Source organism: Roseburia sp. CLA-AA-H209, from assembly GCF_020687575.1.
Lineage (GTDB): Bacteria > Bacillota > Clostridia > Lachnospirales > Lachnospiraceae > Roseburia_C > Roseburia_C amylophila.
Genome location: NZ_JAJEQU010000005.1, coordinates 181,106 through 196,266, shown reverse-complemented (window position 1 = coordinate 196,266; position 15,161 = coordinate 181,106). Strand labels below are relative to the sequence as shown.

Sequence of the window (15,161 nt, the reverse complement as noted above, 5' to 3'; positions counted from 1 at the left end):
ATATTAAAATAATTAATCAAAACTACACTAAAAACAAATATAAAGCACGTTTTGACTTAAAACTATTTACCTTCTGGTCAAAGAGTGCTAGTCTTTGACAGAACCAAAAAACAAAAAATAAAAATTGAAAACAAACCCTTGTGACAATGGCGTCAGGACAGGATAAGACTGTCTTGACGCTATTTGCGTTACTAAGTAGGGTTAAAAAAATAAGAAAGAGAGAGGGAAACATCATGACAGAAGAAATGCGTATGGAATCCGATTCAATCGGAACAATGGAAGTGCCAAAGGAGGCTTATTATGGCGTACAGGCTTTGCGGGCAAAACAGAATTTTCCGATTACAGGACAGAGTCTGCATCCTGTATTTATCCGCAACCTTGCAAAAGTAAAGAAGGCAGCGGCACAGAGTAATCGGAATGCGCTGGCTCTTCCGGCAGATAAGGCAGAAGCAATTATAAGGGCCTGTGATGAAGTGATTCGTGGATGTTTTACCGATGAATTTATTGTAGATGCTATTCAGGGTGGCGCCGGAACCAGTGCCAATATGAACATGAACGAGGTGCTGGCAAACCGTGCCAATGAATGGATGGGAGGAAGAAAAGGTGATTACAGCCGGATTCATCCGAATGACCATGTGAATATGTCCCAGTCCACCAATGATGTGATTCCAACAGCCGGAAAACTTACGGTGCTGGAACTGTTAAAACCGTTGCTGGCAGAACTGGATGGACTGGAGAGGGAGCTTCGGATTAAAGCAGCAGAATTTGATGGAATCTTAAAGATGGGAAGAACGCAGCTTCAGGATGCAGTGCCGATGCGCCTCGGACAGACCTTTCATGCCTATGCAACCATGGTAAAACGTGATTATGAGCGGCTGAAAGAAGTAAGATGTGAAATGTTTACTGTAAATCTGGGGGGAACCGCAATTGGAACTGCCATCAATGTTTCTCCGGCATATTTATCTAACGTGGTGCCGGCACTGGCAAAGATAACCGGTTATCCGCTGAAACAGGCAGAGGATTTATTTGATGCTACAGAGAATCTGGATGGATTCGTGATGGTATCCGGTGCACTGAAAGCATGCGCCGTAGACCTTTCAAAAATGTGTAATGATTTAAGACTGTTATCCTCCGGACCAAGAACCGGGTTTGGTGAAATTAACCTTCCGGCAAGACAGAATGGTTCTTCTATTATGCCGGGCAAAGTAAATCCGGTTATTCCGGAAGTGGTAAGCCAGGTAGCGTTCCATGTCATTGGAAATGACACAGCAATTACCATGGCGGCAGAGGCAGGACAGATGGAACTGAATGCTTTTGAGCCGGTGGTATTTTACAGCCTTTTTGATTCCATCGATACTTTAAAAGAAGCGGTTGAGACACTGACAAAGAATTGTATACATGGAATCACAGCCAATGAGGCACACTGCCGCAGTCTGGTAGACAAGAGTGTTGGTATTTCCACAGCACTTTGCCCGTATCTTGGATATAAGGAATCTGCCGACATCGCAAAGACAGCACTCCGGGAGAACAAGAGTGTAAGAGAAATCGTTCTGGAACGGAAATTGATGAGCGAGGCAGATTTAGAGCATGTGCTGAATCCGGAAATGATGACAGAAGTACATTTTGAACAGAGAAAAGCAATGTAGCCAATATAAAAATAACAGAAGCAGCGTCACGATTGAGGAAAAGCGAAAGTTTTATCCTACGAAACCGGATGCTGCTTTTTTTTCTGGTGAAATATAGAAGAAAAAATTTCATGCCTGCATGCAGATTTAATGAGTGCTGCAATAATTTTAAGAACGCACAAAGATACAAAACAGTCTGCATTTTATTGAAAAAAGCGGCGGATTATATTATGATATGAAGTATAAAAAGTGTGTAAATAATAAGTAAAAACAAGTAGGAGAACAACATATGGAAGCGTCCAAAGTATACTATACCAGTTTTAAAACCAGCGGCTCAGAAAATTTGTTGCAGAAGCTGCGTCGCCTTTGTATTACAGCTGGAATGAAAAATATTGATTTTGAAGATAAATATGCAGCAATTAAGATTCATTTCGGAGAGTTAGGAAATCTTGCATTTCTGCGTCCGAATTATGCCAAAGTAGTGGTGGATCTTGTAAAAGAATGTGGAGGAAAAGCATTTCTTACGGATTGCAATACCCTTTATGTAGGAAGCAGAAAGAATGCACTGGATCATATGGATACAGCATATGAAAACGGATTTACACCATTTTCCACCGGATGCCATGTGATTATCGCAGATGGGCTGAAAGGAACGGACGAAGCATTGGTTCCGGTAGACGGGGAATATGTGAAGGAAGCCAAAATCGGAAGAGCCGTGATGGATGCAGATGTATTTATTTCCCTGACACATTTTAAAGGACATGAGGGGGCCGGATTTGGTGGTGCTTTAAAAAATATCGGAATGGGCTGTGGTTCCCGTGCCGGAAAAATGGAAATGCATTGCTCCGGCAAACCGGCGGTAGACCAGAGCCTGTGTGTAGGCTGTGGAGCCTGTGTAAGAATCTGTGCCCATGATGCACCACATATCACAGATGGCAAGGCAGGTATTGATGAAAATAAATGTGTGGGCTGTGGCAGATGTATCGGCGTATGCCCAAAAGACGCAGTCAATCCAACCAACTGGAATGCATCCAATCTTTTGAATTACCGGATTGCAGAGTATTCCAAGGCAGTCTGCCAGAACCGCCCGTGTTTCCATATTTCGCTGGTATGTGATGTGTCACCGAACTGCGACTGCCATCCAGAAAATGATATTCCTATTATCCCGGATGTAGGAATGTTTGCATCCTTCGATCCGGTAGCACTGGACATGGCATGTGCAGATGCCTGCAATAAGCAGCCGGTAGTACACGGCAGTGTATTGGAAGAACAGATGCAGCATGTTCATGAGAAAGACCATTTTCATATGGTGCATCCGGATACCAACTGGGAATCCTGTGTAGAGCATGCAGAAAAAATCGGACTTGGAACCCGGAACTACGAGTTAATTCAGATTTAATTATTTTGCTGCAGAAGTGATTAGAGGCAGAGAGATTTTGGCGGACAGGATTATCGGGTGGATTTCTTTTTAAGCAGAATTCATTTGCTTCTTTTAGACGTTTTTTCTTGTTGTCATGCTGTCTTTCCGGTTGCTTTGACCGGATACTTCCGGCTGTCCGCCTGCTACGGATACCGAAACTTCGTCAGCAAGGGACTCTAAGAATTTCGTTGTACAAATTATATAATGCGGCAACCGGTGCAAATGCACATCCATGTTCATCTGCGCCTCGCTGGCACGTCCCTGTGCCAGCGTTGCCGGTTATTGCCGAAATTCTAAGAGTCCCTAACTGACTATGTAAATGGTATCCGTATGCAGGCGGACAGCCGGAAGTAATCGGTCAAACATTGGAAAGACAGAATGTAATAAACAAAAGAAAAAACGTCTGAATTAGAAGCAACGGAATTCTGCTTGAGAAATTCACCTGATAATCTTGTCAACGACAAAAACCTGCCTCAAATCACACCGGAAACAAAAAATAAAATATAAAATACAAAGGAGAACAATATGAGGGGACAAAAAATAAGAGCAAAGCTACAAGCACTATTACTGGCAGCATGCATGGGGGTATGCAGTCTACAGGTAACAACAGCATCCGCAGCAGAAGAAAAGCCGAAGTCGGTGGATATCGTATTTACCCATGATACCCATTCCCATTTGAACAGCTTCCGTACGGTAGTAGATGGAGAAAATGTGGAAGCAGGCGGATTTGCACGAATCAAAACAGTCATTGATGAGAAGAAGGAAGAAAATCCGGATACGCTGGTGGTAGACGGTGGAGATTTTTCCATGGGAACACTGTTCCAGACAGTTTATGAAGAAGAGGCATCTGAGCTTCGGATGTTAGGCTATCTTGGCTATGATGCAACGACCTTTGGAAACCATGAATTTGATTATCGAAGCAAAGGCTTAGCGCAGATGCTTGATACAGCGGCAGCCAGCGGTGATGTAGTGCCGTCCCTGCTGGTCTGTAACGTTGACTGGTCAGAGATGAATGATGAGAGACAGCTTTTAAAAGATGCCTTTGATCATTATGGGGTAAAGGATTATGAAGTCATCGAGAAGGGCGGTGTAAAAATCGCATTGCTTGGAGTATTCGGCAAAGATTCCCTTTCCTGTGCACCAACCTGCGCACTTGAGTTTAAAGATCCAATCGAGGCGGTGAAGGAGACTGTGGCAGCCATAAAGGAAAAAGAAGATGTGGATATGATTGTCTGCCTCTCCCACAGTGGAACCAGTGAAGATCCGAAGAAATCCGAGGATGAACTTCTTGCAAAGGCAGTGCCGGAGCTGGATGTTATCATCAGCGGACATACCCATACCACATTGGAAGAGCCGATTATCGAAGGAAATACAGCTATTGTATCTGCCGGAGAATATGGCATTAATGTAGGAAGTATGCACCTTTCCCAGAATTCCGAAGGACGCTGGGAGGTAGAGGATTATAACCTGATTCCGATTCGCCCGGATATTGAGGCAGATGAGGCGGCCCAGGAGAAGATAGATGCTTTTGAAGCCAATATTGATGATACTTACCTGAAACAGTTTGGATACACTGCTTCTGAAGTATTGTGTGAGAATGATTATGAATTTGCATCAGTAGATGATTTATATACGAAGCATACGGAACATAATCTGGGAGATATTATGGCGGATGCCTATATTTACGGGGCAACCCATACGAAGGATTATGATGGAGAAGAAATTGATGTGGCAGTCGTTCCAAGCGGAACTGTCCGTGATACCTATGTGCCGGGGGATGTTACGGTAACAGATGTCTTTAACTCCTTCTCCCTTGGAATCGGGGCAGATGGTGTGCCGGGTTACCCGCTGATTAAGGTATACCTGACCGGAAAAGAATTAAAGACGGTAGCAGAGATTGATGCTTCCATTTCCGATTATATGACAACGGCAAGACTTTACTGCTCCGGACTGAATATGACCTATAATCCGAACCGTCTGATATTAAACCGGGTAACAGATGTATATCTGACGAAGAATGATAAGAGAGAAGAAATTGAAGATGACAAATTATACTGCGTCGTAGCTGACCTTTACAGCGGCCAGATGCTTAGTGCAGTAACGGATATGTCATATGGACTGCTTTCCATTGTGCCAAAGAATGCAGATGGAAGTAAAGTAGAAGATTTTGAAGACTGCATTATTTATGATGGTGACCAGGAATTAAAGGCATGGGTATCCATTGCCCGTTATATGGAATCCTTTGAAGAAGGAGAAAATGGTATTGCAGAGATGCCGGAATATTATAACGGACTTCATGACCGCAAGGTGGTAGATGATGATAAGAGCCTTGGCGCAAGACTGAAAAATCCGAATAAATATGCAGCAATGATTGTGGGAGTTGTTCTTGTGGTACTCCTTGTTCTGATTTTCATAATCGTATTGATTGTCAAAGTCATACGCCGCATCCGTAGAAGAAAATTGAAAAAAAGTTAACACATGAGTGGAAGTGTGGTATGCTATAGAACAGATGAAAAAAGTTTGGAGTAGTTAGAGAGTGCGAGATAAGTTTGACTTAAAAGAATTGACAAATGAAATACCTTTGGGAGAGTTCTTAAAATATGATGAGCCGCTTCTGGTATCAAGAACTAATGCGGTAAGTGGAAAATTGCTGCTGGCTTCGGAAATGTCGAGATTTAACACGGTAGGTTATGATTGTGTAGCTGTCTGTATCAATGATATGTATGCCATGGGAGCAAAACCGCTTCTTTTTTATGACAATATTTCCTGTGCCCGTCCCAAGTTTGAATATATCCGGGACATGGAAGAGGGTATGGAAAATGGCTGCCGGCAGGGAAATGTGACTTATGCCGGAAGTGAAATTAAGGAGCTTTCCGATATTTTCTCTTATGACCAGTATGATCTGGTTGGCTTTATTGCCGGAATTGTAGAGAAAAAAAAGAAAATAGGAATAGCACCGGTGAAAGCTGGAGATGTTATTATTGGACTTCCATCCAATGGACTTCATAATAACGGCTATGTGGCAGCCAGGAGAAAATTATATCTGACGAAGACTTCTATGGAAATCTATTATGAATCATTAGGTTCTACGTTAGGAGATCTGCTTCTGGCACCGACCCGTATGTACCGGGATGCCATGGAAGCATTGCTTCAGAGTGAGATAGAAATTAAATCCTGCGTACAGGTGGCTCATGGAGGTATTGATAAGGCAGTACATACTCTGATGCATAATACTGCCGGTGCAGTGATAAAACAGCGGGAAGAAGATATTCCACCACTTTACGATATGCTGCATAAAGATGGTAATATCAGCAAAGAGCAGATGAGAAATATTTTTAATATGGGAATCGGAATGCTGATACTGGTGGCAGAAGAAGATACCGACCGGGTGGTAGAACTGTTAGAAGCAGCGGGAGAAGAACCGGTGGAATTAGGTCTTGCAGAGACAGGCTCGGACATTGTACGCTATATATAGCCAAGGTGAAGGGAGAATATCATGAGTACACAGGACAAACTGGAGAGGGTATTACGGGATATACATGTATTAATATCCAGAAGTGAACTTTATGACAATACAGGTGAGAAGATTATTGTTGAGAAGAAGAAAATGTTTGAATATCTCAATCATCTGAATGACTGTATTTACGAGATGATGGATGAATATGAAGTGACACAGCAGAGCAGGGACAAGGCAGAACGGGAGGCACGCAAAAAAGGCGATGCCATGATTTTTAAAGCAAGCCGGAATGCTGAAGATGTCTATGCAGCCGCTGTGTTGTATACCGATGATGCCCTTCAGCGGGTACAGCATATTATGCAGGATACAACAGATGCCCTTCAGGATATTCTGAAGAAAGCCCAGGATGATATGAAGACCCAGAAGGTGGTTATCCGGGAGAACCAGTCAGAGCTTAAGAGCCAGCTTCAGGATATGGTAGATACCGAAAAGTATCTGAAATTAATCGAAGAACGTAACCACGAACTGGAAAAGGAACGTGAAAAAGAGAAGAAAGAGCCGAGGGAAGAAAAGAAATCCTCATATCAGGCAATCAAGCCGGAAATCCGGATTAATCCGGAATACTTTAAGAAAGCAGGAATTCCTTTAGAGGATGAAGAACCGGAGGAAGATGCGGCCGAAGGAAAGAAAGAGATTCCGGAAGTTACGGTGGATCTGGATGCAGAGTACTTCAAGTGGAAAGCAAAAGAAAAAGATAACAAAAAGAAATAGAACTACGTAAACCAAATTGCAGGAAGGACTTTAGAGAAGTTCCTCCCTGCAATTTTTTAATTTGTCATATGTGGCAAGAATATCCACATTTCCTTTTTCCAATTGTTTTTTAATAATCTCAATATAGATGACGCCTTTGTTTATTAATTTTTCATCACCGCTGTTGATGCAGGATTCCAGATAAGCAAAGAGTGGATTCTGAGTTTCGCAGTTGGCGGCAAGTTCAGCGAGTACTTCTTTGCTGGTAGATAACTCTACCAGATTAATTGGCTCGGTCTGGATAATAAACCCACCGGATAATTCCTCCGAATAGAAGGTATCGTCTTCTTTGGCAGTATGAATAAAAGGAAGCAGGCTGGATTTACGCAGGGTGCTGACCTGATGCAGATTGGCAAGTTCTCGTATCATGCGGTAGAGAATGAAACCGGCAGCAATTCCATAGAGAATGAGAAAATACATCTCACTGGTGAGCACCGCAAGCTTCCGGTAACCGATAATGCCAATGACAATCAGGGCAAGCAGGCAGGCACAGGGGCGGAACCACAGGCTGCTGATTAATGCTTTCCGGAAGGAAGATAAATCTTTTTCCTTTAAAGGAATAAAGGTATAATGCTTCTTCATAAACAATCCTTTCAAAAATAATCAATCATAAAACAGATATTTTCACAACAAAATGCTATGAAAGATACGAATTTAATATAGTATAACACAATTTTAAAGGTTTTTTAAGAAAAGTACGCTTTTCCTATTAAGAAAAATCTGATACGCTATAGATAATTATGAGGTAGTTTATGTGTTCGCGGTATGAAGTATTCAAAAATCAGTAAAGATAGAGCATGAGGACAGGAGGACGAAATGAATATACTGGTATGTGATGATGATAAAGAAATTGTAGAAGCAATCGAGATTTACCTGCAACAGGAAGGCTATCATGTCTTGAAAGCATATGACGGAGAACAGGCACTGGATATGCTTAAGAAAAATGAGGTGCATCTTCTGATTATTGATGTCATGATGCCGAAACTGGATGGTATCCGGGCAACTTTAAAGATTCGGGAGGAAAGCAGCATTCCAATTATTATTTTATCAGCAAAATCCGAGGATTCTGATAAAATCTTAGGACTTAACATCGGTGCTGATGATTATGTGACCAAGCCATTTGACCCGCTGGAACTGGTAGCAAGAGTAAAATCACAGCTTCGCCGTTATACCCAGCTTGGCAATGTCAGCGAAAGCAATGAGACAGTATATCAGGTTGGCGGTCTTATGATTAATGATGATTTGAAAGAAGTCACCGTGGATGGTGAATTAGTGAAGCTTACTCCGATTGAATATAATATTCTTCTGCTTCTGGTAAAGAATCAGAGTAAAGTATTTTCTATTGAACAAATTTATGAAAATGTCTGGAATGAAGATGCAATTGGTGCAGATAACACCGTTGCTGTTCATATCCGTCATATCCGTGAAAAGATTGAAATTAATCCGAAGGAGCCAAGATACTTAAAAGTAGTATGGGGTGTTGGATATAAAGTTGAGAAGAATTAACGAAGGAAAGCAAATATGAAGAACAGACACTATGGAAATGTATGGAAAAATACCATTATTCTCCTGCAGTTACTGTTTTCTGTCCTGCTGCTGATGTCCGTCTTTATGGTAGCGGCATTAAACGGAAAGCACATGATAGACATGGATAATCTGACGAATCAGAGCTATGTGGATTCCAGTTACTACAGCTATGTCTATGAGCAGAAGGTAACGGAACTGACTAATTTCTTAATGACCCGGAAAAATTTTGAGACCAACGGGGAATACGATTCGGAGAAACCGGTCAATGTTATCAAATACGCAAGAAGCGGCATTATCCGTAACGACGCAGAAGAAAGCTATACCATGACGCTGGTGCGGAATGGTGCTTCGGCATACTGGATGTATGATGACAGCAGTATCTCCAACACAGAAGAATATGACGGGGAAAATGACAAGGCACAGTTTGAAAATTATACCTTAAGTGCTCTGGTGGCATGGTCGAAGGAAGGTTATGTACAGTATTCCGATAAAATCGAGGAAAAATATCTGCCACAGAGCGGTATTTCCATTGCCCAGGGCGTACAGGAGGGCAGGCTTACGGAAGAGGAAGGACAGGAGCTGTATCAGGCACTGGCAAAGACCTTGGACCGTATCGGCCAGGAAGAAACTGCCTACCGGAAAGCACTGAATGAATTTGATGATTCTGAGACGAATTTATCTTATGTCTTTATTGAAAATGAGCAGGTTATCTACACAAATATGTTAGAGGATACGGAAGAAGATATTACCTCGTATGTATTCGGAGACAAAGCACATAACCTTTTGGATTACGGAAAAGAAAAGGGAAGCTATCTCTACTGTAATGATAAAGATTTGAAATTTCGCAGCAATGTAAAGGGAATGGAAGATTATTATTACAAATACATTGATGGAACCATGTCCGGCATAGGAAATAATGCAGTCTTTCTGGTGGCAGTAGATACCACATTCCCAAATGAAGATGGATTTATAAAAGCAAAATCGGAATTTATGACGCTGCATCCCTGGGGCATGATTTCGATTGTAACCATTGTGGTAAGTCTTTTGGGCTGGATTGTAACACTGGTTTATCTGACTCTTGCAGCAGGACGTAATCATAAGGATGATAAGATTCATTTAAACTGGATTGACCATATTAAGACAGAATTTTTCTTTTTGATATTTATTGTATTTTCTGTACTGATATTGGTTTTAAGTTTTTCTGCGGCATCCTATGAGTGGGATATTCCGGGAATGCTTGTGGTAGTAGGCGTGATTTCTTTTATCTATGACGGCGTGTTCCAGATTTTCTATACCAGTGTTATCCGGCGGATGAAAGCCGGCGTGTTCTGGGAATACAGCTTTACCAACTGGGTATATGTCAGCACTTTGCGAGTACTTGGAACATGGAAAGCATCGGTGCGTGTCATTGTTACCTTTGTATTTAATGCGTTGTTATTTTTGTTTTTGGCGTATCAGTTCTTTACGAGAAGACATTTGTTAGGTGGAATTCTTCTGGCACTTCAGATTATTGTTATCGGTGTAATCTATCTCCGGGATGTAGTACAGAAGCAGGAAATCATGAAGGGAATCAGACAGATTACGGAAGGAGATTTATCCTATAAGATTCCGTTAGAGCATCTTCACAGCGACAGCAGAAAGCTGGCAGAGGCAGTAAACAGCATTGGAGACAGCCTGCATCTTGTGGTGGAAGAGAATACCAAAAACGAGCGTATGAAGGCAGACTTAATCACCAATGTATCCCATGATATCAAGACACCGCTGACTTCTATTTTGAATTATGTAAATCTTATGAAAATGGAGAAGCCGGAAAGTGAGCGGATGCAGAATTATCTGAATGTACTGGAAGAAAAATCCCAGCGGTTAAGGCAGCTTACAGAAGATCTGGTAGAGGCATCGCGAATCAGCTCCGGAAATATTACACTTCAGATGACAAGAATTAATTTTGTGGAACTGATTTACCAGACTGCAGGTGAATTTAATGAGAAATTCGAAGCCAAGGATTTGACCACGATTACAAAGCTGCCGAAGGAATCCGTTGTCATTATGGCAGACGGCAGACGAATCTGGCGTGTGGTAGAGAACCTTTATAACAATGTGGCAAAATATGCCATGGCACATACCAGAGTCTATGTGACCATGGAGACATCGGAGCAGAAGGTAATCTTCTCTATTAAAAATATTTCCGAGCAGCCACTGCATGGAAGTGCGGCAGAGCTGACAGAGCGTTTTGCAAGAGGAGATGAATCCAGAACCACGGAAGGAAGCGGACTGGGACTTTCCATTGCCCAGAATCTTACCACGATTATGGGCGGAACCTTTGAAGTAACTCTGGACGGTGATTTATTCTCTGTTACCATTACCTTTCCGCTGGCATAATAAGGAACCTTGCAAACCGTGGGGAATCCTTGAAAAGGGTTGATTTTTAACAGACGTTTCTTTATAATAACGAATTAGAAAAAGAGTATCGGCGGTGGCTTTTTCCCCGCCGATTTCTTCCTATATAGGAAGAGGTATAAAATAGTAATCAGTTCAGAAAACAGGAGGAAACATTCATGAAGTTACATGAGACAGGGGCATATCTCGTAAACGGATGTACCGTAGTAGAAGACAATAGCGAAGCATCCGCAGCTATTGCATCCATGACAGGCACTGCGGTAAGCAAAGAAGAAGCAGCAAAAAATACCATTGCATACGGTATTTTAAAGGACCACAACACATCTGGCAGCATGGAGAAGCTGAAAATCAAATTTGATAAGCTGACTTCCCATGACATTACATATGTTGGAATTATCCAGACAGCCAGAGCATCCGGACTGGAAAAGTTTCCAATTCCTTATGTACTGACCAACTGTCATAACAGCCTTTGTGCAGTCGGTGGAACCATCAACGAAGATGACCACATGTTTGGACTGACCTGTGCAAAGAAATACGGCGGAATCTATGTACCACCTCATCAGGCGGTTATTCACCAGTTTGCCCGTGAAATGCTTGCAGGCGGCGGAAAAATGATTCTTGGTTCTGATTCCCATACCCGTTACGGAGCACTGGGAACCATGGCAATGGGCGAAGGTGGACCGGAGCTTGTAAAACAGCTTTTAGAGCAGACTTATGATATCAATATGCCGGGCGTTGTAGCCGTATATTTAACCGGAGAACCGGTAAAAGGCGTTGGACCGCAGGATATCGCACTGGCAATCATCGGTGAAGTATTTGCCAATGGCTATGTAAAGAATAAAGTAATGGAATTCGTAGGACCTGGTGTTGCAAACTTAAGCGTAGATTACCGTATCGGCGTAGACGTAATGACCACAGAGACTACCTGTCTTTCCTCTATCTGGGCAACCGATGAGAAAGTGAAAGAATTCTATGACATTCACGGAAGAGTAGAAGAATACAAAGAATTAAATCCGGGACAGGTTGCTTACTATGATGGCATGATTGAAATTGACTTAAGCACCATTCGTCCAATGATTGCAATGCCATTCCACCCAAGCAATACCTATACCATTGAAGAACTGAATGCAAACCTTATGGACATCTTGGATGACTGCGAGAAGAAAGCACAGGTAAGCTTCAATGGAGCAGTAGACTTAAATCTTAAGGATAAAGTCCGCAATGGAAAACTATATGTAGACCAGGGAATCATCGCAGGCTGTGCCGGTGGTGGATTTGAAAATATCTGTGATGCAGCAGACATCTTAGCGGGAAGCAGCATCGGACCGGATGAATTTACCTTAAGCGTATATCCGGCAAGTACCCCGATTTACATGGAACTGGTGAAAAACGGAGCTGTAGCAAAATTAATGGAGACAGGAGCAATCGTTAAGACTGCATTCTGCGGACCATGTTTCGGAGCAGGAGATACACCTGCTAACAATGCATTCTCCATCCGGCATTCTACCAGAAACTTCCCGAACCGTGAAGGCTCCAAGGTACAGAACGGCCAGATTGCATCCGTAGCATTGATGGATGCCCGTTCTATTGCAGCAACCGCAGCAAACAAGGGATATTTAACCGCAGCAACTGATGTGGATGTAAACTTCAGCAAGCCGAAGTATTTCTTTGATAAGACCATATATGAGAACCGTGTCTTTGACAGCCATGGTGTAGCAGATCCATCCGTAGAAATCCAGATGGGACCAAACATTAAAGACTGGCCGAAGATGGTAGCATTAACCGATAACCTCATCTTAAAGGTAGTATCTGAGATTCATGATCCGGTAACTACAACCGATGAGCTGATTCCTTCCGGAGAGACATCTTCTTATCGTTCTAATCCGCTGGGACTGGCAGAGTTCACACTTTCCAGAAAAGACCCTGCATACGTTGGACGTGCCAAAGAAGTACAGAAGGCAGAAGCAGCAAGAGAAGCAGGCGAAGAGCCATACGCAGTATTGCCGGAATTAAAGGCAGCTGTAGATGCAATCCGTACACAGTTCCCGGATATCAACGAAGAAAATACCGGAATCGGAAGTACCATTTTTGCAGTAAAACCAGGCGACGGTTCTGCCCGTGAGCAGGCAGCATCCTGCCAGAAAGTATTAGGCGGCTGGGCAAACATTGCCAACGAATATGCAACCAAGCGTTATCGTTCCAACCTGATTAACTGGGGTATGCTTCCATTTATCATCAAAGAAGGAGAACTGCCATTTGCCAACGGAGACTATCTCTTTGTACCGGAAATCCGCAAAGCAGTAGAAGAGAAAGCTCCGGAAGTAAAAGCGTATGCCGTAAAAGACGGACAGTTAACCGAGTTCTCATTAACCTTGGGTGACCTTACTGACGAGGAGAGAGAGATTATCCGTAAAGGATGCCTCATTAACTATAACCGGAAATAAAATTCCGGAAAAAGAAGGAGAACGGAATGGAAGAAGATAAGAAAAAGAGCGGGAAAACAGAACATGAGATGCGCTGGTACATCAGCCTTGCAGTGCTGGTATTTGTACTGTTCTGCTGCTGCACAATGTTTTTCTTTATGATATACCGGTACAATGGTGTCTCAAAGGGCTGGGACACTATAATGAGGGTATTACAGCCGATTACCTTCGGACTTGTGATTGCATACCTCATTAATCCAATTATGAAATTCTTTGAAAAGCATTTGCTGCATTTCTTAGAACCAAGAGTGCAGAAAGAGAAGAAGTGCAAGAAGATTGCAAGAAGTATTGCAACCGGTGGAGCCGTAGTTGTCTTTGTATTAATTGTAATCCTGCTGTTTGCCATGATGATTCCGCAGTTAATCAGCAGTATTTCTGGAATGGTAAATTCCCTGCCAAAGCAGGTGGATTCATTTATTGACTGGTTCAATGGGCTGACAAATTCAGATAATGAAATCATACAGTCCTTAGAAACGAACATGATGGATATGGTAACGTACCTTGAAAACTGGGTAAAGGATTCCTTTTTGCCAAACATCCAGACTTACATTACATCCATTACAAGTGGTGTAATCAATATGGTAAAGGTACTGATGAATGCAATCATCGGACTTATCGTATCTGTTTATGTGCTGATGACGAAGGAGAAATTTATCGGTCAGTCCAAAAAGATTGTATATGCCATTTTCAAACCGGTGCGGGGCAATGTAATTATTGACACCTTCCGGAAGAGCAATGAAATATTCGGTGGATTTATTTCCGGTAAATTATTGGATTCCGCCATTATCGGTGTATTGTGTTATATCTGTCTTCTGATTATGAAGATGCCATATACCCTGCTGGTTTCCGTATTTGTGGGACTAACTAATATTATTCCGTTCTTTGGCCCTTTTATCGGAGCAATACCGAGCGTTATTATCATCGCACTGGCAGACCCGATTAAGGGAATCTATTTCCTGATATTTATATTTATTTTGCAGCAGGTAGATGGAAATATTATCGGACCGAAGATTTTAGGGGATTCCACCGGACTGAATTCCTTCTGGGTGGTATTTGCCATCATGGTAGGCGGCGGACTCTTTGGAATCGGCGGAATGATTCTTGGTGTTCCAACCTTCGCAGTCATCTATTATATTATTGATAAGACCGTGGATTACTGTCTACGGAAGCGAAAGCTGCCGGAGGATACGGACGAATATATCCGCCTGGAAAAAGTCGATGAAAAGACCAATGAAATCGTACATCTGGAGGAGCCGGTAGAGGAAGCCTCTGAGAAAAAGGAACTTCATATTCCATCCTTAAAGAAAAAAGAGAAAAAGTAAATTCTGGTAAGGAAATAAAAAATCCGGAGAATCATAGCAGATAAAATGTTATGATTCTCCGGATTATTTTTGACAGAAGGCACCCCTTATGGTACACTTAAAACAATAATTGGGGTCAGT

At 42.4% G+C, this 15,161-nt stretch carries 11 protein-coding genes; 9 read left to right on the top strand and 2 right to left on the bottom strand.

The features are described from left to right. Positions 1-233: 233 nt before the first annotated feature. Both LKD41_RS06895 and LKD41_RS06890 read left to right on the top strand, forming a co-directional pair. Positions 234-1,646: an aspartate ammonia-lyase gene (locus LKD41_RS06895; RefSeq protein WP_022242848.1), complete on the top strand. Its 1,413-nt coding sequence runs from the start codon at positions 234-236 to the stop codon at positions 1,644-1,646. 268 nt (positions 1,647-1,914) lie between these two features. Further along, positions 1,915-3,024, top strand: coding sequence for a DUF362 domain-containing protein (locus LKD41_RS06890; protein WP_227700775.1), 1,110 nt, complete (start codon positions 1,915-1,917; stop codon positions 3,022-3,024). A 93-nt stretch (positions 3,025-3,117) separates the two neighbouring features. Here the strand turns inward: LKD41_RS06890 and LKD41_RS06885 are convergent, their stop codons facing one another. Then, the gene (locus LKD41_RS06885; RefSeq protein ID WP_227700774.1) at positions 3,118-3,285 is read right to left on the bottom strand and encodes a hypothetical protein; all 168 of its coding nucleotides are present in this window, start codon (positions 3,283-3,285) and stop codon (positions 3,118-3,120) included. Positions 3,286-3,570: 285 nt separating this feature from the next. Here LKD41_RS06885 and LKD41_RS06880 point away from each other — a divergent pair, with 285 nt between their 5' ends. From LKD41_RS06880 to LKD41_RS06870, 3 genes are all read left to right on the top strand, one after another. Continuing rightward, the gene (locus tag LKD41_RS06880) at positions 3,571-5,520 is read left to right on the top strand and encodes a bifunctional UDP-sugar hydrolase/5'-nucleotidase (protein WP_331470902.1); all 1,950 of its coding nucleotides are present in this window, start codon (positions 3,571-3,573) and stop codon (positions 5,518-5,520) included. Positions 5,521-5,581: 61 nt separating this feature from the next. Continuing rightward, on the top strand, positions 5,582-6,520 hold the full coding sequence (gene purM / locus LKD41_RS06875) for a phosphoribosylformylglycinamidine cyclo-ligase (protein WP_227700773.1): 939 nt from the start codon (positions 5,582-5,584) through the stop codon (positions 6,518-6,520). A gap of 21 nt (positions 6,521-6,541) precedes the next feature. Next, positions 6,542-7,273, top strand: coding sequence for a hypothetical protein (locus LKD41_RS06870; RefSeq protein ID WP_227700772.1), 732 nt, complete (start codon positions 6,542-6,544; stop codon positions 7,271-7,273). Positions 7,274-7,303: 30 nt separating this feature from the next. Here the strand turns inward: LKD41_RS06870 and LKD41_RS06865 are convergent, their stop codons facing one another. Next, a complete protein-coding gene (locus tag LKD41_RS06865) occupies positions 7,304-7,894 on the bottom strand; it encodes a hypothetical protein (RefSeq protein WP_022242853.1) in 591 nt (196 codons plus the stop codon). Positions 7,895-8,128: 234 nt separating this feature from the next. Between LKD41_RS06865 and LKD41_RS06860 the strand changes: the two genes are divergently transcribed. From LKD41_RS06860 to LKD41_RS06845, 4 genes are all read left to right on the top strand, one after another. Beyond that, positions 8,129-8,818, top strand: coding sequence for a response regulator transcription factor (locus LKD41_RS06860; protein WP_227700771.1), 690 nt, complete (start codon positions 8,129-8,131; stop codon positions 8,816-8,818). Between the two features lie 15 nt (positions 8,819-8,833). Then, a complete protein-coding gene (locus LKD41_RS06855) occupies positions 8,834-11,218 on the top strand; it encodes a HAMP domain-containing sensor histidine kinase (protein WP_227700770.1) in 2,385 nt (794 codons plus the stop codon). Between the two features lie 176 nt (positions 11,219-11,394). Then, positions 11,395-13,680: a hydratase gene (locus LKD41_RS06850; RefSeq protein WP_022242856.1), complete on the top strand. Its 2,286-nt coding sequence runs from the start codon at positions 11,395-11,397 to the stop codon at positions 13,678-13,680. Between the two features lie 26 nt (positions 13,681-13,706). Then, on the top strand, positions 13,707-15,041 hold the full coding sequence (locus LKD41_RS06845) for an AI-2E family transporter (protein ID WP_227700769.1): 1,335 nt from the start codon (positions 13,707-13,709) through the stop codon (positions 15,039-15,041). The last annotated feature ends 120 nt before the right edge of the window (positions 15,042-15,161 follow it).

Excerpts from the sequence above, each read along its gene's own strand:
- LKD41_RS06895 (WP_022242848.1), top strand. The coding sequence starts at position 234 with ATGACAGAAGAAATGCGTATGGAATCCGATTCAATCGGAACAATGGAA.
- LKD41_RS06890 (WP_227700775.1), top strand. The coding sequence starts at position 1,915 with ATGGAAGCGTCCAAAGTATACTATACCAGTTTTAAAACCAGCGGCTCA.
- LKD41_RS06885 (WP_227700774.1), bottom strand. The coding sequence starts at position 3,285 with ATGAACATGGATGTGCATTTGCACCGGTTGCCGCATTATATAATTTGT.
- LKD41_RS06880 (WP_331470902.1), top strand. The coding sequence starts at position 3,571 with ATGAGGGGACAAAAAATAAGAGCAAAGCTACAAGCACTATTACTGGCA.
- LKD41_RS06870 (WP_227700772.1), top strand. The coding sequence starts at position 6,542 with ATGAGTACACAGGACAAACTGGAGAGGGTATTACGGGATATACATGTA.
- LKD41_RS06865 (WP_022242853.1), bottom strand. The coding sequence starts at position 7,894 with ATGAAGAAGCATTATACCTTTATTCCTTTAAAGGAAAAAGATTTATCT.
- LKD41_RS06860 (WP_227700771.1), top strand. The coding sequence starts at position 8,129 with ATGAATATACTGGTATGTGATGATGATAAAGAAATTGTAGAAGCAATC.
- LKD41_RS06855 (WP_227700770.1), top strand. The coding sequence starts at position 8,834 with ATGAAGAACAGACACTATGGAAATGTATGGAAAAATACCATTATTCTC.
- LKD41_RS06850 (WP_022242856.1), top strand. The coding sequence starts at position 11,395 with ATGAAGTTACATGAGACAGGGGCATATCTCGTAAACGGATGTACCGTA.
- LKD41_RS06845 (WP_227700769.1), top strand. The coding sequence starts at position 13,707 with ATGGAAGAAGATAAGAAAAAGAGCGGGAAAACAGAACATGAGATGCGC.